The sequence below is a fragment of the Robertmurraya sp. GLU-23 genome (assembly GCF_052983275.1).
Map to the genome: position 1 here is coordinate 69028 of NZ_JBRKCV010000012.1, position 23221 is coordinate 92248.

Here is a 23221-nt window from a genome sequence, read left to right on the forward strand (position 1 = left end):
TGTTGGGGAGGAAAATGATGACAAGACCATTTTCAATTGCACACCTTACTGCACTTCATTGTACTCCAGCTGAAATCATTCATATTGCATCTAGAGTGGGTTATGATTTTGTGAGTCTTCGGCCGATTTATATGGGGTTACCAGGAGAGCCGAATTATGACCTTGCAAACAATAAACAGATGATGAGAGATACAAAGGCAGCACTTGCAGACACAGGTTTGAGGTTACTGGATATTGAGTTAGCTAGAATTTTTGATGGAATGAATCCTTTAAACTACTTGCCGGCTTTTGAAGTTGCTGCAGAGTTAGGTGGACGCCATGTTCTAAGCAGTATTTGGACAGATAACCGGAATGATGCGATTGAGAAGTTTGGCGAAGTCTGTGATCTTGCTAAGCAATTTGATCTAACAGTGGAACTTGAATTTGTACCCATAGCAAGTGTCAGGACTCTTGCAGACACGTTAGATATTCTTCATTCGGCAAATCGATCTAATGCGGGAATTATGATCGATACGCACCATTTTCACCGGTCAGGAGATCAACTAGAGGACCTCCAAAATATTCCTAGTTCATACTTTCGTTACTTCCATCTATGCGATGCCCCTTCTCAAGCACCAACATCGATTGATGAAATGAAGCGGATCCTTAGGGAGGAACGTCTTTATGTTGGCGAAGGGGGAATCGATATTGCTGGTATCGTAAACAGTATACCAGTGAATACACCATGCTCGATTGAAATGCCAAATATTAAACGAGTAAAAGAGCTAGGTTATGAAGAGTATGCGCGACGCTGTTTAGAAACTGCAAAAGAGTTTCTTTCTATTCATGCAACCGAAGAGAAATCGTTACGTAAAAAAATCGGACTTTAGTTTTCTGATTAATTTATATTTTCAGTAATATAGGAAATATTTGATTGCTATTCTTTGGAACAAAAGGTACTATTATGTTAACGCTTTCTTTATTTTAGATCGATCTAAATATTTTGGGTGGTGGTCATTTATGTGGGGATTACATTTGAAAAACCCCGGGGAACTAGAACTAAAAGAATTTCCAGTTGAATCCCCTCTTAAAGAAAACGAAGTTAGAATTAAACTCATTTATGGCGGTATCTGTGGTTCTGATATTGGTGTTTATAAGGGAAAGATTGGTCACGCGAAGTACCCGGTTCGACCTGGTCACGAGTTAGTAGGGAGAGTGATTGAGGTCGGTGAAAAGGTCGATCTTACCACTGGAACAAAGGTTGTTGTTACACCTAATACTTTTTGTGGCGAATGTGAGAATTGTCAAAGAGGTTATCGAAATATTTGTTCTTTTAAGGAATCTCTTGGAGTCAATGTGGATGGGATATTTTCAGAAGAGATTATCATTTCATCAAAGTATGTTCTTCCAATTCCTGAGGAACTACAAGATGAAAAAGCAGTGTTAATTGAACCATTCGCCGTTATCACCCATGCTTTTGAAAAAGCATTTATTACAAAAGGTACAACTGTAGGAGTCATTGGTTGTGGCACGGAGGGAATGCTTTCAATTGCTTTAGCTAACTTCCTTGGAGCGAAGGTGACCGCGATAGATATTTATCAATCAAAGCTTGAAAAAGTAAAAGCTGCTTTTGGAGTTAATACCGTTTTAGCTCATGAAGTGAAGGACGAAAAGTTTGATGTGGTCATTGAAGCCGCTGGGGTAAAACAGGCTGTGGAACAAGCGGTACGAGTGGTTAAACAAGGCGGATCTGTCATTTTAATAGGTCTAACTCCCGAAGCAACCCTGCCAATTGTACAAATTGTTAGAAATGAAATTACGATTCATGGATCAATTATTTATAATTTTCCTGAAGATTTTTCTAAGTGTGTAGACTATCTTCTTAATGATGATTTTGATGTAAAGCCAATTATTTCTAATATTTTCCCTCTAAAAGAGTTTAAAAAGGCATATATTTACGCCATCTCAGGTCAGTGTGGCAAAATATTATTAGATTTTAAAGGAGGCCATATATGAAACAGTTAATATCATATCAATTAGTAAATTATCTTGAAGAAAGAGGCATTGAACATATTTTTGGACTTTGTGGTCACACAAATATTGCCGTACTTTCTGCCTTAGAGAATAGCAAAATTAAGTTTGTGAATGTTAGACATGAGCAAATTGCCGCCCATATGGCTGATGGCTATGCGAGGATAAAGAAAAAAGCAGCCGTTCTTTTAAGCCACTTAGGTCCAGGACTCACAAACGCAGCAACGGGAGTGGCGAATGCAGCTTTGGATTCGATACCATTGGTCGTAATTGCAGGCGATGTACCAACTCATTACTACGGAAAGCATCCGCATCAAGAAGTAAATTTACATGGTGATGCAACTCAATATGAAATCTATCGTCCTTTTGTCAAGAGAGCTTGGAGGGTCGATAGTGCACATCTCTTTCCTGAGATTTTAGAAAAAGCCTTTCATTTAGCTGAAAGCGGAAATCCTGGCCCTGTGTTAATCTCCGTCCCAATGGACATTTTTTCAAAAGAATTAGAAACCTCTTACTTTGAAAAGCAAAAGCTGAATGCAAAGAATTTTCATAAGCCATCAATTGACAACGAAACAGCAAAGAAAATCATCCAAACGCTAGCTGAAGCAAAAAGTCCGATCTTTTATGTAGGTGGAGGGATCTTATTAGCTGATGCAGCAGATCAGCTTAGAGAACTAGTAGATCGATTGAACATGCCTGTAGCCCATTCCTTAATGGGGAAAGGTGCAGTTTCTGATGATCATCCGTTGACACTAGGGATGACTGGATTTTGGGGAACTAAATTTATAAATGACAAATGCAAATCCGCAGATTACGTCTTTGGTTTAGGAACTCGCTTCGCCGAAGCAGATAGTAGTTCATGGGAACCGGAATACACGTTCAACTTCCCTCCAACGAAATTAATACAAATAGATATTGATCCGAGCGAAATTGGAAGGAACTACCCAGTTGAAATTGGTGTAGTCGCCGATTTAAAACAAGCATTAACCGTATTAAATCGAGTAGCTGAAGAAATGTTCCCATACGGGGTACAACGTGACTCTCTTGATACTTTAAAAGAAGAGATTGAGAGATATCGCAAAGAGTTTAAGGAAAGCAATCGAAAGTTTATTGAAGATGAATCATTCCCAATGATGCCACAACGAATTGTTGATGAAGTACGTCAAGTTCTCCCTAAAGATGCTCTTATTACAACGGATGTTGGGTGGAATAAAAATGGAGTAGGTCAGCAGTTCCCTATTTATGAGGCTGGGTCCATTCTGACTCCTGGAGGATACGCTACGATGGGATTTGGAGCACCAGCTGCACTGGGTGCAAAGATTGCGGCACCAAATCGAATCGTTGTTTCATTAGTGGGTGACGGTGGTTTTGGTCAAAATCCAGCTGTATTAGCAACAGCGGCAGAGGAAAATATCCCGGTTGTTTGGGTTATTATGAATAATTTTGCATTTGGCACGATCGCAGGTCTACAAAAAGCTCATTTTGGTACGACTTTAGGGACTGTCTTTCAAAAAGATGGAGAACCTTACTCTCCAGATTATGCAGCAATTGCTAGAGCTTACGGGGTGGAAGGAATCAAGGTTCAGTCTGCAGGAGAATTCAAACCAGCCTTAGAAAAAGCCATAAAAGCGAATAAGCCAGTCGTAATTGACGTAGCGATGCTGAATAACCCAGTACCTACCGATGGACATTGGAACATCATGGACATCTATTCTCCTGGGAAAAGTGTACACCACGTATCTGTCTAACCAATCAAGGGATTCAATGATTTTGCTAAGCTGAAATAAGATCGATCTACTAATCTATTAAATTTGTAGGAGGTAATGTTATTGTCTACCAATGCAATAAAAAAACCAACCGAACTCACGGAAGAACAACAAAAGGAATTAGATCTTGCGTTTGAGAAAGCAAAAAAGGCAATGGATATTATTGAGTCATATAGTCAGGAAAAGCTGGATCGCTTATGCCAGGCAGTCGCATGGGCAGTATCCAATAAAAAAACTTTTACTGAATTAGTTGATATGGGAATTGAGGAAAGTAAGCTAGGTGACCGTGTGAGTCGAATGGGGAAACGAATGAAAATTCGAGGCATTTTACGAGATGCCCTCCGCCAAAAAAGCGTGGGTGCTATTGAGGAAATACCTGAAAAAGGAATTGTTAAATATGCGAAGCCAGTAGGTATTATCGGTTCGATTGTGCCCACAACGAATCCTGATCTAACCCCAGCAGGTACGGCTATTTATGCCATTAAGGCAAGAGATGCCGTTATCTTTTCACCGCATCCTCGTTCGAAAAAAACGACATTTGAAACTGTTAGGCTCATGAGGGAAGCGCTTGAGAAGGAAGGAGCACCAGCAGATCTTCTTCAGTGCTTAACATTAGTTAATATACCGATGACAAAGGCACTCATGTCAAGGTCAGATCTAGTTCTTGCTACGGGTGGGAAAGATATGGTCAAAAGTGCGTATAGTTCAGGAACACCGGCTTACGGTGTAGGTGCCGGTAACTCAACGATGATCATAGATGATACAGCTGATGTGAAGGAAGCAGCACTAAACACGATGCAAAGTAAAACATCAGACTTTGGTTCCGGTTGTTCAGCTGATGGAAATTTAATTATAAGTGACAAAGTATACGAGGCGTTGCTAGAAGAATTGGTGAAGGTAGGTGGCTACTTAGCCAATGATGACGAAAAAGCTAGCCTTCGTTCTGTTATGTGGGATGCAGAGGGGCATCGTCTTCCTAACACGGTCGCTGTTGCTCCGCAACAATTAGCTAAAGAAGCGGGCTTTTCGATTCCTGAAGACCGAAAATTCATCATTGTAAAAGGTGATAAAATCGGAAAAGAATACCCTTTTTCGGGTGAAAAATTAACCACCTTATTAGCGGTGTATAAATATGAAGGTGAGTTTGAACATGCACTTGATATGATGAGAGCTATTTATGAAGTGGGAGGAAAAGGACATTCATGTGGTATATACTCGTTTAACGATGATCATATTCATCGCCTAGGACTAGCGGCACCAGTGAGCCGGATTATGGTTCGCCAACCCCAGTCAAAAGCAAATGCGGGTTCGTTTACGAATGGTATGCCAATGACATCAAGCCTTGGTTGTGGAACATGGGGAGGAAATATCATCTCAGAGAACGTGAATCTTAAACATTATATGAACTATACGTGGGTGTCGAAACCAATTCCAGAAGATAAACCTTCTGATGCAGAGTTATTTGGTGAATTTTTTGATCCAGAGCTAGAAAAATAAGATCGTTAGATAGATAAAGAGGCAGACTCGTAGAAACAATAAATTGTGACTTTTGAGTAGCCTCTTTATTTTATCTATTATACCTCTGCCATTAATTGAGAGGAGGTGATGTTAAATGTAGACAATATTGAAAGCGCATACAAATCTAAAGGAAGCTACAAAGCTTTCCATACTTAACTATCCTATTTACACCATTGCTAACGTTACAAGGGTGGTGTTAGGGAGTAACAGGGAACAATTCAGTAATGTACTTAAAAGGTAAACATGAGGAGGAAGATGATGTCTAAACTAAAGAAACAATTTAAGATTTTCTTAGCCTTGATTATGGTCGTCATGTTAGTACCAAGCTCTCCCTTTGCATCTGCTGCAAGTGGAGATAACATTACAAAAGCAGAATTTATCGGTAAAATTTCTAACTATTTCGCTTGGCCTCACCCTAGTGATTACAACGATATTTGGAAAGCACCACTTAAACAATTTAATGACGTTAAAACGACAGATCCATTTGGGAAACAGATTGAGGCCGCTTATGAGGAAGGTCTTATAAGCCCTGACGCTTCGGGTAGTTTTAATCCCAAAAGCGAAATCTCTCGTGAAGAAGCGGCTGTAATACTTGTAGATGCTTTTAAACTTGAAGAGTCAAATCAGGCTGCACCATTTACAGACTATGAAACGATAAGTTCAGAGGCTAGAGGAAGTGTCAATGCCCTAGTAGAATTAGGTTATATGACTGGAAGTACGGCAAAGCATTTTAAGCCTAATGAGCCTATTAAAAGATCTGAGGTAAATCGAATATTTGATAAGATTACTAGCACAATGGTCACTCCAGTCCAAGCACTTCCAAAACAAAATGCTATTGCCCCAAGAAGATACGTTAAACTTTATACTCCTACACCAGGTGCTACTATCTACTATACTACTGACGGTTCAACTCCAACTACATCAAGTGAAGTCTATTCAGTAGAATCAAAAGGTCACATAAATGAAATGTTAAGTAATAATCAATTACCTGAGCGAACAGTGATATACAAGGCTATTGCTGTAAAGGATGGAATGATCACAAGTCCAGTGCAAACTTTCACTTGGAAACTCTATCGTCCGGCCGTTGCTGATTTTCAGCATACTCTTATTCAGGAAGGTACGAGTACTAGTCCAGCCATATACCAAATCTACAATGATGCAGAGTCTGTTCGACCGATGGCTTGGTATATAGAAGGGCAGGATAAGGGTATTTTATTCGATGCATTACAAACTAGATACGATGTTAAGAATCTAAAAGAATATATTGATCAAAATATTTCTAGAAAACCTTACTCAGTAGTTGTTGGGCACGCTCATGGAGATCATATGGCTCAGGTACCAAACTTTATAGACGATCATGATGTCTATGTGAATGAAAGAGGATGGGCAGCCATTGGGGTTCAAGTCCTAAACAATAGCGAACATCAGGCAAAAGTAAAGAATGTTGACGAGGGTGATGTGATTGACATAGGCGGAAGTGAACTACATGTATACGCTTTGCCTGGGCACGATCACAGTGATATTATCCTTCAGGACAAGAAAAACGGTTTAGTATTCGCTTCTGATATTTACGGCTGTACCCGAGCAGGTTCTGCAGATAACGTGAATGTGTCTGGAGTTCGTACGGATCTATTCCTCTCACTGGTTCAACAAACATACTCAAACTTGAAAAAAGATGGGGGCAAGATTACCAAGATTTTTACAGGTCACGACGAATCATCCCTACAACCTAGTCACCTTGGGTTATATGAATCTGCCGTACAACAAGTAATTGATAAAGGAGAAGCAGGTACTTCTCCAACTCTACGTGGCAATAATGATGCTCCAAATAGCAGAACAACAATTATTGGTGACATGTGGAAGGATGGAACCAACTGGATTGCTATAAAACTACCTGGAATAAAAGGGGACAATACCGAGTATCTAACATCAGCTCCTATTAATTACAATGGTGAGGGCGGTTACTTGAAATATTCTGTCCTTTCTAATATTGAATTTGATGGCGGGGAACTGGTCGGTAAAACCGTACAATTTGCACCAGACTCTAAACCGTTTTCATGGGCTGGTGAAACTATGACCGTTAGTAATTCATTGCCAAATAAATTTGACCCGTGGTCTTATGACTATACAATTAAAGTCCCTGAGGCTAATGATGAAATAACCGTTATTCCTACAACCATGTCTACTAAAGTAAAATCAATCAGAATTAACGGCAAAAAAGTAGATTATCGTTCATCTAATAAGGTTTCTGTTGAAAATGGCTCCGTTATTAAAATTGATATAGTAGCACCAGACAAAGTAACAACTAGTACCTACACCTTCACAGTAGAAAAATATTAAATGAGTTTGTAGGAACCTATACCCATAGATATGGTATTGGTTCCTACGAGACTAAATAGGTTAGGAGTGAAATATGATGAGTGGTAAAAAAATCATGTTTTTGATGGTGATTTCAATACTGCTACTAAGTATTGTCATGCCAGTTTCTGCAACATCAATAAATAGTAAGAATCCATTTGAACGAGAAGCAATATCCTTGGATGGAATGGATAAACCAGCTATTGATATTACATTAGGTAACAAGTTGCCATTAAACGGATACTTTACTCGAAATGTTACTGTCGGTGATGAGACGCGTACGGTAAAAATATATGTAGCGCCTGAAACAACAGTCCGAGATTACTTTACGGTCATAGCTGCTCCAGATGGTATGACGACTGAAGAGTTCCTTCACAAAAGCGGATGGCTGGATATTGCGGATAAGAAATCAGAAGGATTGTTCATACTAGAGCCTGGTGCGAATGGTTGGGGAAGTGTGGAAGAAGAACTTGCCTATATTAATGAAGCAGTAAAGGTATTAAAAGATACGAAGTATTACAATACTTTCGGTGTCTTCTATTTAGCCGGATATGGTGACGGAGGAACAGCACTTCAAGCTTGGGCGATGCAAAATCCACTCTTTGTCATTAGCTCCGTTTTTGTAGAAACAGAAGATCTTGATTCAGAATTTATTCGGGAAACAGGAGAAAAGACTTTTGCTGAAAATAGAGAGATTTCTTACTCTGAGGTTCCTGTTCCTACTTGGTTTGTAAATGATCACCCAAGTTCCGTAGAAAACTTAGTCGAATACTGGAAGGGTGCTAACGACACAGTTGCAATGGGAGAGAAAGGATCAATAGAGGGATTGATGGGAAGTACCGTTTATATGCAAAAAGAAGATTCCGATAGTATTGTCACTTCTTACAGCGATGTACGCTCTAAAGTGGCAGTTCTTGATCAAGGCGGAAACGGAGTATATAAAACGGGTTTCACCAAGAAAATTTATAATTTCCTTTCATACTATACTCGCTATGATAATACAACCGTCAATGGCAATGTTCTAGGTGTAAGACCTGATTATGAAAAAATGGGTGTTGAAATCAAGGAAATGAATTTGGATGGATATACTCGCGAGTATTTAGTCTATGTCCCGGATTCTGCACCTGAGGAAAACATTCCGGTAGTCTTCGTACTTGCAGGAAACACGCAAACGGCACGAGTATTCTTTGACGCGAGCCATTGGTGGGAGGTAGCAGATAAACACGGATTTATGCTTGTTATGCCTAGTGAACAATACAATTCATCAACAGAAGTAACATGGAATGTTAACTACGCAACCAATAAGCAAGATGATTTTGTCTTCCTTGAGGAAATAGTTAAGCAAATTGACAAAGATTACAACATTGATCCTGGGAAGCGTTATCTAACCGGTCAATCTCTTGGCTCAATGTTCACGAACTATGCGAGTGCTGTCATGCCCGAATATTTTGCTGCTTTTGGTTCAACTTCAGGTCCGCTTTTAAGACCTATTGAAGGGAAAAATGATAAAGTACCGTTTTATCTGCTCTTTGGTGAATATGATATTTGGAGTTGGGACCACAAGATACCAGGGCAAACAAATACTACTGTGAAATACTGGTTGGATAGAAACGAACTTGGTGAACTGAGTGATGCTATTGTTACAACAAAGGACAGATATACAACTTATACTTGGTACGATAACAATGAAACACCGATGTACAAATATACTCAGACAAAGGATAGAGCCCATAACTTCATTGTGTCAGAAGTGTGGGAACTATGGGAAAACTGGTTCTCTCATTGGGAAATGGATGGAGAAGGAAACCGTCATTATACGGAGTAAGCCCAGAACAATTATTTACCATTAAGAGGAAGCTATGTTATACTAATGTTACCAAATAGAAAGGGATGATGGGTGAACGATGAAGAACTAATCTTATTTTATAACGATTGAAATTTCATATTTCAAATCAAAAAAATAGGATTAGTCTGCCCATTATCTATACGGTTCTTAGCTTTTTTACGGAAAAGCTTTATTTGACTATGGTATGAAACGACTAATCCTTCCAATTTAACTGGGAGGATTTTTTTATTCTCCCTGTAAATCAAGGGGATGAAAAGATGAGAGAACTTTTTAAATGTAAAGATGTTAGCTATGAAATAGATGGTATGACTCTTTTTAAAGATGTAAATGTTCATGTTCATAAAGGAGATGTTATAGGGATTATTGGAAAAAATGGAGCTGGGAAATCAACCCTACTTCATGTTATATACAATTATTTAGCTCCCACTAAAGGAAGTATTCAGTGGGTAGAAAGAAATGTAAAAATGACTTTAGTTGAACAAGAAACGGAAGTCTTTTTTGTGGAGGAAGGGTCACCGGTTTTTTATAAAAAATGGTTGGTGCCGACACACACTGATTTTTCTAATCTAAGTGGAGGAGAAAGGCTAAAGCTTCGATTAGCACATGGCTTTTCAAAAGAATCTGACCTTTTGTTATTGGATGAACCTACCAATCATTTAGATCAACAGGGTTCACAGCTTTTGATTGAGCAAATAAAAAATTATAAAGGTTCGATTATTCTTGTATCTCATGATCGGTATTTTTTAGATAAAGTAGCTACAAAAATTTGGTCTATTGAAGAGACTAAAGTTTTTGAACAGAAAGGTAATTATTCTAGTTATATGTTAGCTCGCGAACAGAAAAGACTATCGCAGCAGCGAGAATATGAGAAGCAACAAAAAATGGTCGAGCGAATGGAAGCACAAATGAATGAGCTCAATTCTTGGTCACAGAAAGCACATTCACAGTCCACGAAAAAGGAAGGATTTAAAGAATTTTATCGTGTAAAAGCAAAACGCATGGATGCCCAAGTAAAGTCCAAACGAAAGCGTCTTGAAAAAGAATTAGAAAAAGCGAAAGTCGATCGGGTGGAACCAGAGTATGATGTTCGTTTTACAATTGAAAATCATAAAAAGGTTGGGAAACGGTTTCTAGAAGTGAAGGACTTGTCAAAGAATTTTGAAGATCGAGTGCTATTTAACAACGCCAGTTTTACACTTCTCCACGGGGAGAAGGTCGCCATTACTGGTCCGAATGGAAGTGGTAAAACAACATTGTTAAAAATCATACTTGGTCAAGTACCGTCAGAAGGAGATGTATGGATTTCTCCTACAGCAACAATTGGTTATTTGACGCAAGAAGTGTTTGATTTACCATTAGAAAAAACACCAGAGGATCTTTTTTACAAAGAAACCTTTGATGCAAGAGGAAAAGTTCAAAATCTCATGAAACATTTAGGTTTTACAGCTTCTCAATGGAAAGAACCGATTCAAAATATGAGCATGGGAGAACGGGTAAAGTGTAAACTGATGGGATATATCTTAGAAGGAAAAGATGTGCTCATATTGGATGAACCAACCAATCATCTCGACTTACCTTCCCGAGAGCAGCTGGAAAGGACTTTAGCAGAGTGTAATGGTACGTTAATCATTGTTACTCACGACCGATATTTCTTGGCCAAGACTACGAATACAAAACTTGTTATAAATAACATGACGATCCAAAAGCAACTTAGGAGCGTATCTCAAAAAACAAGTAATCTAGACGAATTGCGACTAAAACTTGAAACCGAGAGACAAGAAGTTCTAGGAAAACTAAGCTTTATGACCCCTAAAGATCTAGCATATAATGAACTAGATAGCAGATTTAATGAACTGACACGAAAATTAAAAGAGCTTAAATGAAGTGGAAACTAAGAGAGCCTTTCATATTAGAGAGGTTCTTCTTATAGCTTTCATACTTGTAATGTGTATAGAGTAAATATTACAATACATATGGAATTATGAATCAATAAAAAATAAGTTTCTGAAAAATTAAAAAATGTTATAATAATATTGTTATACAAATTTGTGAGGTGGCGAACATGCAACGTACTGCAGAAAATATTTCAGAACAAAAAAAGGAAGAGACTATGGCTTATTCTAGAACAAATCCCTTTCAAGCAAAGGTCCTTAAAAATATTAATTTAAATGGCCCTGATTCTAATAAAGAAACAAGACATATAGAGTTGTCGTTAGAAGCTTCTGGCCTTTCATACGTACCGGGAGATTGCCTTGGGATTTTTCCACAAAATGATCCTGATTTAGTTGCTTCTATTCTTGAAGAAATGAAGTGGGATGCAGAAACGCCTGTAATCATTGATAAAGCGGGTACAACACTACCACTGAAAGAAGCATTATCCACTCACTTTGAAATTACTTTATTAACAAAGAAGATTTTACAACAAGCTGCTGGACTAACTGAGAACGAACAGTTAAAAGTGCTTGTAGCAGCTGAAAATATTGGTGAACTCAAGGAATATGTGGATGGTCGAGACTTACTTGATCTGTTACACGACTTTGGACCTTGGAATGGGACCGCACAAGAAATTGTATCTCTTTTAAGAAAATTGCCACCACGTCTGTATTCTATCGCAAGCAGCTTTGTTGCTCATCCTGGGCAAGTACATTTAACGATTGGTGCTGTACGATATACATCTCACGGACGTGATCGTAAGGGAGTCTGTTCAGTACAATGTTCAGAACGTCTTGAAGAAGGGGATACAATTCCTGTATTTATTCAACAAAACAAGCACTTTAATCTACCTGAATCCAGCGAAGCAGATATTATTATGGTTGGACCAGGTACAGGGATTGCACCGTTCCGTTCATTCATTCAAGAACGTGCAGTGGGTAAAGCAGAAGGTAGATCTTGGTTGTTCTTTGGAGACCAGCATTCGGCAACAGATTTCTTATACAAAGAAGAGTTAGAGGGCTATGTAAAGGAAGGTTCTTTAACAAAATTAGAGACTGCGTTCTCTCGTGATACAGAGCAAAAGGTGTATGTCCAACATAAAATGCTTGAAAATAGTAAGGAAATTTATGAGTGGCTAGATAAAGGTGGATTCTTCTACGTTTGTGGAGACAAGACCTATATGGCTAAAGATGTGCATGAAGCACTAATCACGATTATTGAAACAGAAGGTTCGATATCACGTGAAGAGGCTGAAAGCTATTTAAATGATTTAAAAAAGCAGGGTCGATACCAGCGTGATGTATACTAAAAGTAAGAGAGTAGCTATTCGAACATTCGAATAGCTCTTTTTAATATATTTTTTTAGGAGACAAAAGCTCTAAGATTGGAATAATATCTTTAAGGTAACATTAACGAGTAATATACAAAAGGAAAACTTACTTGACACCAGTTTATTGTGATATTATAGTTACTTACATAAAGTAACTAACTGATAATTAATGAGGAGAATTTGGTAATGCATGTGAAAAACTCAGGGATAGAAATTGGTCTTTATACACTTGGTGATATTGTACCAGATCCTCATACCGGAAAAGTGATTAGTCCAGGTCAAAGATTGAAGGAAATACTGGATGCATCAAAGCTTGCTGATGAAGCGGGGCTTGATGTTTTTGGGGTTGGTGAGCATCACCGTTTAGATTACGCAATATCTTCTACGCCAGTTGTACTGTCTGCAATGGCTCAACTAACCAAAAATATCAAATTAACGAGTGCAACTACTGTTCTAAGTACCGTTGACCCTGTTCGTTTGTTTGAGGATTTTGCAACATTGGATCTACTCTCTAATGGACGTGCAGAAATCATTGCTGGACGAGGGGCTTTTTTAGAGTCGTTCCCTCTCTTCGGTTTTGATATTAATGAATATAATGAATTATTTTTAGAAAACATGGATCTATTTTTACAATTAAATCAACAAAAGAAGATCACATGGAATGGTCAATTTCGTTCTCCCTTAATGAACGCAGAAATTGCTCCAAGACCCCTGCAAGATAATCTACCCATTTGGGTTGGTGTTGGTGGTTCACCAGAAAGTGCTGAACGTGCGGGTATGCTTGGGGTAGGCATGGCTGTAGCTATTTTAAGTGGAGATTCGATGAAGTTTAAGCCATTAGTTGATTTATACCGACAAGCTGGTAGTAAGGCAGGGCACTCATCGGATAAACTAAGAGTAGGAGTTACTGGGCATGGGTATTTTGCAAGTACCAGCCAAAAAGCAAGAGATGAATTTTACCCTTATTATTCTGTATACAAGTCATACGTCAATCAGCAATTAGGGAAAACAGGAAAATTATCAAGAGACGAATTTGATCAATTAACAGATCCCGATACAGCCCTTTTTGTAGGTAGTCCGCAGCAAATCGTAGAAAAAATACTCCGTCAACATGAGCTTTTTGGCCATCAGCGCTTTATAGCACAAATTGATATTGGTGGGTTACCGTTCGAAAAAGTAGCGGAAGGGATAGAGATATTAGCTACACAGATAGCTCCAATCGTTAGGAGAGAAACAAGTAAGTAGAAAGTGAAAATAATAATGAAAAGGGGTTACCTTTTTGACACAGACAAAATTTGATTCAAAAGTTCTTTCTGTTTTAGAAGATAAAATTCAATTAATTAAAACAGGCAAAGGAGCCATTTATTTAGTTGGTCCTATCAAACTCCCTGTTAACCTTTACGGTGAAACAGTTGTTTTTCAATGGTATTGTTGGTTAAATTGTGATGAAGTAACAGAAGACTTCGAAAAAATCATCAATAAATTATCTTCTGTTAATTTAGCCGAACTTCAACAATCCAGCGTTTTAGCATATGGAGATTTTTCTTATGGAGAAGATGCTATTATTCGAATGCATTCCATCTGTCACACGGGTGATATTTTCGGAAGTAAGAGATGTGATTGTGGATATCAATTAAAACAATCGATGAAAATGATCGTTGACCATGGAACAGGTGCATTATTTTACCTAGCTAACCATGAAGGAAGAGGGATTGGTTTATTTAGTAAAGCAATGGCCTATATTCTCCAGGAAAATGGCTACGATACAGTCGATGCAAACGAAAGTCTCGGTTTTGTAGATGATTCTAGGAATTATTCAGATGCAATTCAAGTACTAAAGGCGCTTCGCTCAAAACCAGTTACCCTTATGACAAATAATCCGAAAAAGCTTGAAGCATTAAAAAATGCGGGGTTAACAGTCTCAGATAGAAAACCATTGTGGGGAGATATATCCGAATACAATGAAAATTATCTTCAAACAAAAATCAAGCGATCAGGCCATTTAGAAGAAGAAGGGAGTTGTCCAAATGACTAACGATGAATTTTATATGGACTTGGCATTAAATAATGCCTTGGCTATGAAAGGACAGACGGATCCAAATCCATTAGTCGGGTCTGTCATCGTTAATAATAATCGGGTAGTAGGAATTGGGGCGCATTTAAAAGCGGGCGAACCACATGCCGAAATTCACGCCATACGTATGGCTGGTGATCAGGCGAGAGGGGGAACGATCTATGTCACCCTTGAACCTTGTTCTCATCACGGGAGAACGGGTCCTTGTGCAGTTGCAATTGTAGAAGCAGGTATTAAGAAGGTAGTCATCGCGACCCTTGATCCAAATCCTGTTGTTTCAGGTAACGGTGTGAAAATCCTTAAAGAAGCAGGTATTGAAGTAGTTGTTGGAGTAGGTATGGAAAAATCTCAACAAATGAACGAAGTGTTTAATAAATTTATTGTTCAGAAAAAGCCGTTTGTCACATTAAAGTCTGGTATTACACTTGATGGAAAGATAGCCACTCACACTTCAGATAGCAAATGGATAACTTCCGCAGAGGCAAGAGAAGATGTTCACCACCTTAGAAATCAACATATGGCTATATTAGTAGGCGTAAATACAGTGATTAAGGATGATCCGGAACTAACTGCTCGTATTCCTAATGGAAGGAATCCAATTCGAGTGATTATGGATTCCTCTTTAAAACTTCCACTTGATTCAAAGGTTGTAACTGATCACAAGGCAGAAACATGGATTTTCACTAGTGACAGCTACGATAACGATAAGAAACAAATATTAGAGGGTATGGGAATTACTGTATTTCATACCTCTGGAAAAAAACAAGTAGACCCTAACGAAGTGGTAAGTATATTAGGTGAAAAGATAGTATCTTCTCTACTAATTGAAGGTGGAGGAGGAATTAATGCGTCTTTCTTTGAAAAACAGTTGATAGACAAGGTTGTTCTCTATATGGCTCCAAAGTTAATCGGTGGGAGTTTGTCTCCATCGTTCCTGGGAGGGAGCGGTGTAGAAAAAATGAAGGATGCTGTGGAACTTTCAGATTCATCGATTACCCAAATTGGGAAAGATTTTAAATTTGTTGGTTACCCAATTTATAAATGAGGTTCATTTGCTCGTAACTCATGATATATAGTAAAATGAATGGAGTTCATTCATTTGAGGTGGTAATGATGAGTCACACCAATGAAAAATATGATAAAATTTTACAAGCTGCCATTGAAGTGATCTCTGAAAAAGGTCTAGACAAAACATCAATTTCCGATATTGTAAAGAAAGCTGGCGTTGCACAGGGTACTTTTTATCTCTATTTTCGATCAAAAAATGCCCTAATTCCAGCCATTGCTGAAAACTTACTTATGTATTCCCTCAGCAATATAAAAAAGAGAGTAGTAGACACGTCAACTTTTTGGGAAAAAATAAAGGTGTTTATTGACGAAACGTACCGTATTACGGATGAGTACAAGGATGTGCTTGTTCTTTGCTATTCGGGTCTTGCTTTAGAATATTCATTAGAAACGTGGGAAACGATTTATCAGCCTTATTATCAATGGTTTGAGGATATACTACAGCATGCGATTGTCCATGAAGAAATTATTAGTAGTTTCCATGTAGAGTGGACATCAAAGATGATTATTAATCTTGTCGAAAATGCAGCTGAGCGTTTCTACATAGCTAAAGATCAAAACATGGTATTAGAAGACTCGAAAGAAGAACTATTCCGATTTCTAGAGAGGTCATTATCAATAAAATGAGGAAATGATCCTATCAAAAACGACAAACAACACCCTGTGTTTGTCGTTTTTTAGTTACATTAAAAATTATCTTGCATTCTCTTCCATCATGAAATAAGATGGTTTAAAATGAAAGCGATTTCATTAAAGTTATGTGAGATAGTCTAACGAAGAAGTGGAAAGAATAGAAAAGTCTAAGTATATTAACTAATAAGGTTTCTGAATTTGCAGTAATATGAATGACGTTCAGTCATTTTGAGTAATGAGGGAGGGAGGTTATTAATTTTTAACATGTAAAGAAGAGCACATGTTTTTAGTTATCTAAATATTTAAAAATATTCGTTTGGGGGAAGATACATGCCGGCTGAAAGAATTGAATTAAGAAGATCACTTAAGCTATCGCATATTGTGTTAATGGGTATTGGATATATGACACCAATGGTTGTTTTCGATACCTTTGGTATTGCTTCCGAAGCTACAGCGGGTCATGTTCCAACAGCATATATCCTCGCCTTGGTTGCAATGTTGTTAACGGCACTTAGTTATAAACAGATGATTCAAGTTTATCCAACCGCTGGATCTGCTTATACGTACACTCAAAAGTCAATAAATCCACATTTAGGCTTTTTAGTAGGATGGGCAGCGCTAATGGACTATTTATTTTTACCAATGGTCAATGCCCTTATCTTTCAAATCTATTTATCTTCTATCTTTCCAGCGGTACCTGAGTGGATATGGGTGGCAGGATTTGTTATCGTGGTGACCTTCTTTAACTTAATGAGTATCAATTCAACGGCAAATTTTAATACTTTCTTAGTTATTCTTCAAGGAACGATTATTTTATTGTTTATTGGAGTCGCTATTAAATATTTATTAAGTGACGGCGGTGTAGCACAAGCATTCTCCATTCAGCCATTTTTTGAACAAGGGTTAGATTCATCTCTTCTTATTGCCGGAGCGACGTTAATGTGTTTTTCATACTTAGGTTTTGATGCGGTGGCAATGCTAGCCGAAGAGACACCCCACCCAAAAAAGACCATTCCAAAGGCCATTTTTCTTACTGCGTTACTAGGTGGATTGATGTTTATTGTCACCTCATATTTTATTCAGCTCGTTTTTCCTAATCCTCAAGACTTTACTGACCTAGAAGCATCATCTCCAGAAATTGCTGCCTCGATCGGAGGATCTATATTCCAGATTGTCTTTATAGCTGGGGGAATAGCTGGCACACTTTCGTCTGGAATTGCTTCACATGCGAGCGTATCGAGACTGTTATATGTTATGGGGAGAGATAAGATCCTACCTGAGAGAATTTTTGGATATGTACATCCCAAGCTTAGAACGCCAGCATTAAACATTATTATAGTAGGAATAGCTTCTCTATCGGCGATTTTTTTCAGCCTTGCAACTGCTGCTTCATTTATTAATTTTGGAGCTTTAATTGCTTTTACATTTGTAAATATATCAGTCATTGCTCATTATGCCTTTAAGAATAAACGGTACAAAACAGTAAAGGGTTTGTTTTCATATGTCATTATGCCTTTGCTAGGTGCGGGAGCCATTTTCGTTTTGTGGTTAAATCTTGAAAAGAGTTCTATTATTCTTGGTGCGACATGGCTTGCTTTTGGGCTTTTATACCTAATATATCTTACGAGAATGTTTACTAAAAAAGTTAGTAATATCGAATTTAATGAAATGGAAGAACTTGAGCCAACTACGTTAATTAAGATGTAAGGTTTTTTTATGAAATAGAAGGGGTGCGAGAAGAACACCATGCACCTACACGGAATAAATAACTCCCCTTCTTAATTGGTAAAAAGGTGGAGATATTCACTTGATATTTTTTTGCTTTTCACTTATATTCAGATTATTAAAAATAAATTTGAGTCATTTTATTTTTTAGGCACAAAAATGAATGACAGTCATTCATATTATTTAACAGAAAGTTGAGGCGATAAAATGAACATGTTACATTTTTTGATTCCAGTACTCCTTTCAATGAATTTAATTTTGAGTGTGACTCAACCATTCAAAATAAATTTCAGGAGGAAAATAAAAAATGAAATATCCATTATCGCCCGAGGTCAAACCTGAATTTTGTACAACAGGGTCTTTTGTGAGACTACCCGAACAAAGAGAGAATGCCAAACTAGCTATAATTGGCATGCCTTTTGATACAGCCGCTTCCTTTCGGGTAGGAGCGCGTTTTGCTCCGCAGGCCATCCGACAAGCATCGATGACTTTATTTCCGTACCATCCGATTCACAAGGTGTATCCTTTTGAGGAAACAAATGCCATTGATATCGGAGACGTTTCTGTCATCCCGCATAATATTCATAAAAGCTACGAACTTATGGAAGATGCAGTTAAGGGACTTATGGAAAAGGGGGTCATCCCCATTGGACTAGGAGGAGACCATTCAATTACTCTTGCAAGTTTACGTGCCGCAGCAAAAGTCCATGGACCCGTAGCATTGATTCACTTTGATTCCCACACGGATACTTGGGATACGTATTACGAAGAAAAGTATTGGCATGGCTCTCCTTTTATACGTGCACATGAGGAAGGTTTGGTTGATCCGTCCAAGGTCTTTCAAATCGGGATAAGAGGTACGCTCAACCATCCTGGCGACGTTCAAGAAAGCTATGAATTAGGGTATAACGTCATAACTACTCACGATCTAGAACAAACGGGGTTTGAGAGCGTGCTTACAAAAATGCGGAATGTCATTGGTGAAACTCCCGTCTTTTTAACCTTTGATATTGACTTTGTTGACCCCTCTTGTGCACCAGGGACAGGTACGTTAGAGGTAGGTGGTTTCAGTAGTAGAGAAACATTACAAATGATTCGATCTCTTACTGGATTCAATTATATTGGATTTGATGTAGTAGAGGTGCTGCCTCAGTATGATCAAACACAAATCACCGCTTTATTAGCTGCAACTATAGTGCATGATTTTGCTAGTTTGGCTGCGTTGAAGATTAAAGAGAAGAAGGAATAGAATGTGAGAGAGGGAGTCGAAGTACTTCCTCTCTTTTGGTTGTTTGAAATAACAATTTGCTTGTTTATAAAAAAATCTCTTGCAATAATTGCTAATTTATATAAAAATTAAGTAAGCGCTTAACTAAATAAATTAGTGCTTCTCAGATTTAAATTAGGAGTGGAAAGATGAAAGTAACTATATATGATGTTGCCAGGGAGGCAAACGTATCAATCGCAACTGTCTCTAAAGTAATTAACAATACAGGGAGAATAGGAGAAAAAACAAAAAGAAAAGTAGAAGAAGTGATGAAGAGGTTGGATTATCAACCCAATATGATGGCTTCTGCTTTAATGGGGAAACAAACAAAAACAATTGGACTTCTTATTCCTGATTTAGCAAATCCATTTTTTTCTGAGCTTGCACGAAGCATTGAGGACCGTGCTCATGAGTTTGGATATAATTTGGTGATCTGTAGCACAGATTATTTGCCAGAGAAAGAGAACAAGTACCTTAATCTGCTTAAAAGAAAGAATGTGGATGGATTTATTTTAGCTTCGGGTTTTGAAAACTTAGAAAAAGTTGAAGAAATGGTGAAGGAAAAAGTCCCTGTAGCGATTGTTGCTAGAGACTTCCCAATGTTCTCAATTAATACAGTTGCCCTAGACGATTTTATGGGTGGATATTTGGCCGCTTCTCATTTAATAAAGCTTGGACATCAAAAGATAGCTGTTATTGCTAGGGATGTATGGAGTAATAGGGAAAGACTTCGTGGGTTTAAGCAGGCGTTAGAAGAGAAAAACATTGAGTTTATGAGTAACTTTGAATATATTGATGGTCCGAGCCATGTGGAGCCAGGTAAGAAAATGGCACTTAAATATCTTACAGTTGATGATGTTCCTACTGCTATTTTTGCTTGCAATGATTTATTGGCGATTGGTGCTATCCAGGCTGTAAAAGAACTAGGAAAAAGTGTTCCTGACGACGTTTCTATTATGGGGTTTGATAATACACTTATTGCAACTATTGTGGAACCACCACTAACTACCATTGCACAACCGATTCAGAACATGGGTAAAGAGGTTTTGGATTTAATTATATCCATGATCAACGGCGAAAAAAAGGAGGTAATGCGTTTAACATTATTACCTTCGCTTGTAGAAAGAAACTCAACCGCACCATTGTAGTAAGCCAATGGTATAGCAATATAATAGTATAAAATATTCAAAATTTTTTAATAAAACAGTTGATTTTTTAAAAGGTATTGAATACAATTTAACCAATGATAAAATGATAAAGCGCTTAACTAAAAATAAGTGACTTCGTTAGCTTAATAAACTAATAGAATAAAGCACTTTATTTTGACTCTAAAAGTAAGCGCTTTATATAGTTGTTCTAGCATTGATACATAACAGCATGATAATAATATTTTTTTAAAAATTAGAGTAAGCGCTTTCTATGACAAAAGGAAGGAGCGGATCATTTTGAAAGCATTAGTAAAAGTGAAAGCAGGCGTAGGGAATGTTTCATTATTAGACATCAACGATCCATCATGTCCTGCTGACAAAGTTAAGGTTGAGGTGAAATACACCGGTATATGTGGAACGGATCTTCATATCTACCACGAAACATTTAAAAACTATCCCCCTGTTATTATGGGCCATGAGTTTTCTGGGATTGTTTCCGAGGTAGGTACCAACATTACCAAGGTAAAGGTAGGTGATCGAGTCACTGTTCTTGGTTCTACTGCTTTAACCTGTGGGTCTTGCCAATATTGTAAAACTGGGCATTATATGTTTTGCTCTAATCGAAGAGGTATGGGACACGGTGTGGACGGAAGTTTCACGAAGTATGCTGTTGTTCGGGAAGACATGATTTACAAGTTACCTGACCATGTGAGTCTTGAGGAAGCTGCGATGTCAGAACCACTTGCGTGTGCGGTGCAAGCCATTGAAGAATTAACTACGATTCACGTTGGTGATACCGTGTTATTATCTGGACCAGGCCCAATAGGATTGATTTGCTTATCACTTCTAGTAGTTAAAGGATGCAAAGTGATTGTAGCAGGGACATCCTCCGATTCCTTACGTTTGAAGATTGCAGAAGAACTAGGTGCTGATGTTGTTGTCAATATTGATGAACAGAATCTTGACAGAGTTATTGAGGAAGAGACCAATAGTTTAGGAGTAGATGTAACAGTTGAGTGTGCAGGTGCTGGTCCATCCATCAAGAGCTGTTTGAAAGCGCTAAAAAAGTTAGGGAAACATATTCAAGTCGGCATAGCTGGTAAAGAGATTACTTTAGATTTTGATTTAATTCTATATAAGCAAATAAAAGTTTATGGATCGCTTGCACATTCGATGAAGACATGGGATCGTGTAATACAAATTTTAGATCAGAAAAAGGTTAACCTAACCCCAATTATTACTCATAAGCTTTCACTGTCTGAATGGGAAGATGCATTCCAATTATGTGAGGATAAGAGTTGCGGAAAAGTATTACTTAGCCATGATTAATACTATTTATCTTAGGGCTTAACAGGAATAAAGGAGGAGAATTAGGATGCCTAGCATAAAAGTAGAGTCTTCAGATAATCTCGACCTGGCTATACCTAAAAAAATGAATGTAGCATATCTTCAAAAACCATTGGAAGTGAGTGTGGATCAAGAGGAGGTACCTTCCGTCTCTGGAAGAGAAGTGCTAGTCAAGGTGATGGCAGTAGGGATTTGCGGATCGGATGTCCACTACTATGCTCACGGTAGGATTGGAAATCGACTAGTTACCTATCCTCATATTCAAGGACATGAGTGTGCTGGAATTGTCGTTGCAACAGGAGACAAAGTTACCCGATTTAAAATAGGGGACCGTGTTGCTGTTGAACCAGGTGTTGCTTGTATGTCCTGTTCGTGGTGTAAGGAAGGTAGGTATAATCTCTGCGCGGATGTAAAGTTTTTATCTACACCGCCAGTAAAAGGAGCATTTGTTCAGTTTTTAAAGCATCCTGAAGATTTTCTATTTCCTATTCCAGATTCACTTTCATTTGAGCATGCGTCATTAGCAGAACCTCTTTCGGTAGCCATTCATGCAGTCAATAGAGGAAAGTTAAAACCCGGATCAACTGTAGTCATTACAGGAATGGGGCCCGTTGGGTTAATGACAGTAGTAGCTGCTAAAGCTTATGGTGCAAAAGAGATTATTGTAACGGATATGGAGCCATTGCGACTAGAGACTGCTCAAAAGCTTGGTGCTACCCAAGTCATTGACATATCAAGTACAGATACAATTAAAGAGATAATGCAAGTAACTTCAGGGTTAGGAGCTGACCTTGTCTTTGAAACTTCGGGTAATGTAAGAGCCTTGCAATCTTCTATCAAGATGGTCAAGCGAGGTGGTTCTGTAGTAACAATAGGATTTCCTAATACAGAGGAAGTCCCATTGAATGTGACACTTATGCTGCAGAAGGAAATAGATCTTTTCTCTGTTTACCGATATACCAATACGTATCCATTAGCAATTAATATATTAGAGGATTTAGGCAGTCAAATCGAACCAATTATTACGGATCGATATTCTTTAGAACAAATAAACGAGGCTATGTATCAAGCCTATGCTAATAGAAGTAATAGCTTGAAGGTAATTGTTTTTCCAAACTAATTTTTTACTGGATAGATTATGGGCACAAGGGGATAGGAGTAAATTTTTCAATAGAGATTACTTATAAAATTAAAGGGGG

The 23221-nt window shown here is 38.0% G+C and carries 17 protein-coding genes; all 17 read left to right on the top strand.

Going from position 1 to position 23221, the window contains the following annotated elements; translation table 11 throughout:
• The first annotated feature begins 17 nt into the window (after positions 1-17).
• The 17 genes from ACVBAX_RS17580 to ACVBAX_RS17660 all read left to right on the top strand — a co-directional run bounded on the left by ACVBAX_RS17580 (position 18) and on the right by ACVBAX_RS17660 (position 23142).
• Positions 18-869: a sugar phosphate isomerase/epimerase family protein gene (locus tag ACVBAX_RS17580; RefSeq protein WP_447118171.1), complete on the top strand. Its 852-nt coding sequence runs from the start codon at positions 18-20 to the stop codon at positions 867-869.
• A gap of 130 nt (positions 870-999) precedes the next feature.
• On the top strand, positions 1000-1995 hold the full coding sequence (locus ACVBAX_RS17585; RefSeq protein WP_447118172.1) for a zinc-dependent alcohol dehydrogenase: 996 nt from the start codon (positions 1000-1002) through the stop codon (positions 1993-1995).
• On the top strand, positions 1992-3758 hold the full coding sequence (locus tag ACVBAX_RS17590; RefSeq protein ID WP_447118174.1) for a thiamine pyrophosphate-binding protein: 1767 nt from the start codon (positions 1992-1994) through the stop codon (positions 3756-3758). Before ACVBAX_RS17585 ends, ACVBAX_RS17590 begins: the two co-directional genes overlap by 4 nt.
• A gap of 81 nt (positions 3759-3839) precedes the next feature.
• Positions 3840-5273 (top strand): aldehyde dehydrogenase family protein, encoded by a 1434-nt coding sequence (locus tag ACVBAX_RS17595; protein WP_447118175.1) that lies wholly within the window; start codon positions 3840-3842, stop codon positions 5271-5273.
• Positions 5274-5552: 279 nt separating this feature from the next.
• Positions 5553-7634, top strand: a complete 2082-nt coding sequence (locus ACVBAX_RS17600) for an S-layer homology domain-containing protein (RefSeq protein ID WP_447118176.1) — start codon at positions 5553-5555, stop codon at positions 7632-7634.
• 73 nt (positions 7635-7707) lie between these two features.
• Positions 7708-9477, top strand: a complete 1770-nt coding sequence (locus ACVBAX_RS17605; RefSeq protein WP_447118177.1) for an alpha/beta hydrolase family esterase — start codon at positions 7708-7710, stop codon at positions 9475-9477.
• 278 nt (positions 9478-9755) lie between these two features.
• Positions 9756-11381, top strand: coding sequence for a ribosomal protection-like ABC-F family protein (gene abc-f / locus ACVBAX_RS17610; protein ID WP_447118178.1), 1626 nt, complete (start codon positions 9756-9758; stop codon positions 11379-11381).
• A 179-nt stretch (positions 11382-11560) separates the two neighbouring features.
• Positions 11561-12739 carry a sulfite reductase subunit alpha gene (locus tag ACVBAX_RS17615; RefSeq protein ID WP_447118179.1) on the top strand — a complete coding sequence of 393 codons (1179 nt, stop codon included), beginning with the start codon at positions 11561-11563 and terminating at the stop codon, positions 12737-12739.
• Positions 12740-12946: 207 nt separating this feature from the next.
• Positions 12947-14005, top strand: a complete 1059-nt coding sequence (locus ACVBAX_RS17620) for an LLM class flavin-dependent oxidoreductase (RefSeq protein ID WP_447118180.1) — start codon at positions 12947-12949, stop codon at positions 14003-14005.
• 34 nt (positions 14006-14039) lie between these two features.
• Positions 14040-14795, top strand: coding sequence for a GTP cyclohydrolase II (locus ACVBAX_RS17625; protein ID WP_430773475.1), 756 nt, complete (start codon positions 14040-14042; stop codon positions 14793-14795).
• Positions 14788-15879: a bifunctional diaminohydroxyphosphoribosylaminopyrimidine deaminase/5-amino-6-(5-phosphoribosylamino)uracil reductase RibD gene (gene ribD / locus ACVBAX_RS17630; protein ID WP_447118181.1), complete on the top strand. Its 1092-nt coding sequence runs from the start codon at positions 14788-14790 to the stop codon at positions 15877-15879. Before ACVBAX_RS17625 ends, ribD begins: the two co-directional genes overlap by 8 nt.
• A gap of 65 nt (positions 15880-15944) precedes the next feature.
• Complete coding sequence (locus tag ACVBAX_RS17635) at positions 15945-16529, top strand: TetR family transcriptional regulator (RefSeq protein ID WP_447118182.1); 585 nt, start codon at positions 15945-15947, stop codon at positions 16527-16529.
• Positions 16530-16865: 336 nt separating this feature from the next.
• Entirely contained in the window at positions 16866-18242 is a 1377-nt protein-coding gene (locus tag ACVBAX_RS17640; protein ID WP_447118183.1) for an APC family permease, read from the top strand.
• A gap of 325 nt (positions 18243-18567) precedes the next feature.
• Complete coding sequence (gene speB, locus ACVBAX_RS17645) at positions 18568-19509, top strand: agmatinase (protein WP_447118184.1); 942 nt, start codon at positions 18568-18570, stop codon at positions 19507-19509.
• A gap of 167 nt (positions 19510-19676) precedes the next feature.
• Positions 19677-20675 (top strand): LacI family DNA-binding transcriptional regulator, encoded by a 999-nt coding sequence (locus ACVBAX_RS17650; RefSeq protein WP_430773479.1) that lies wholly within the window; start codon positions 19677-19679, stop codon positions 20673-20675.
• Between the two features lie 297 nt (positions 20676-20972).
• Positions 20973-22004: a zinc-dependent alcohol dehydrogenase gene (locus ACVBAX_RS17655; RefSeq protein WP_447118185.1), complete on the top strand. Its 1032-nt coding sequence runs from the start codon at positions 20973-20975 to the stop codon at positions 22002-22004.
• 46 nt (positions 22005-22050) lie between these two features.
• Positions 22051-23142: an NAD(P)-dependent alcohol dehydrogenase gene (locus ACVBAX_RS17660; RefSeq protein WP_447118186.1), complete on the top strand. Its 1092-nt coding sequence runs from the start codon at positions 22051-22053 to the stop codon at positions 23140-23142.
• The last annotated feature ends 79 nt before the right edge of the window (positions 23143-23221 follow it).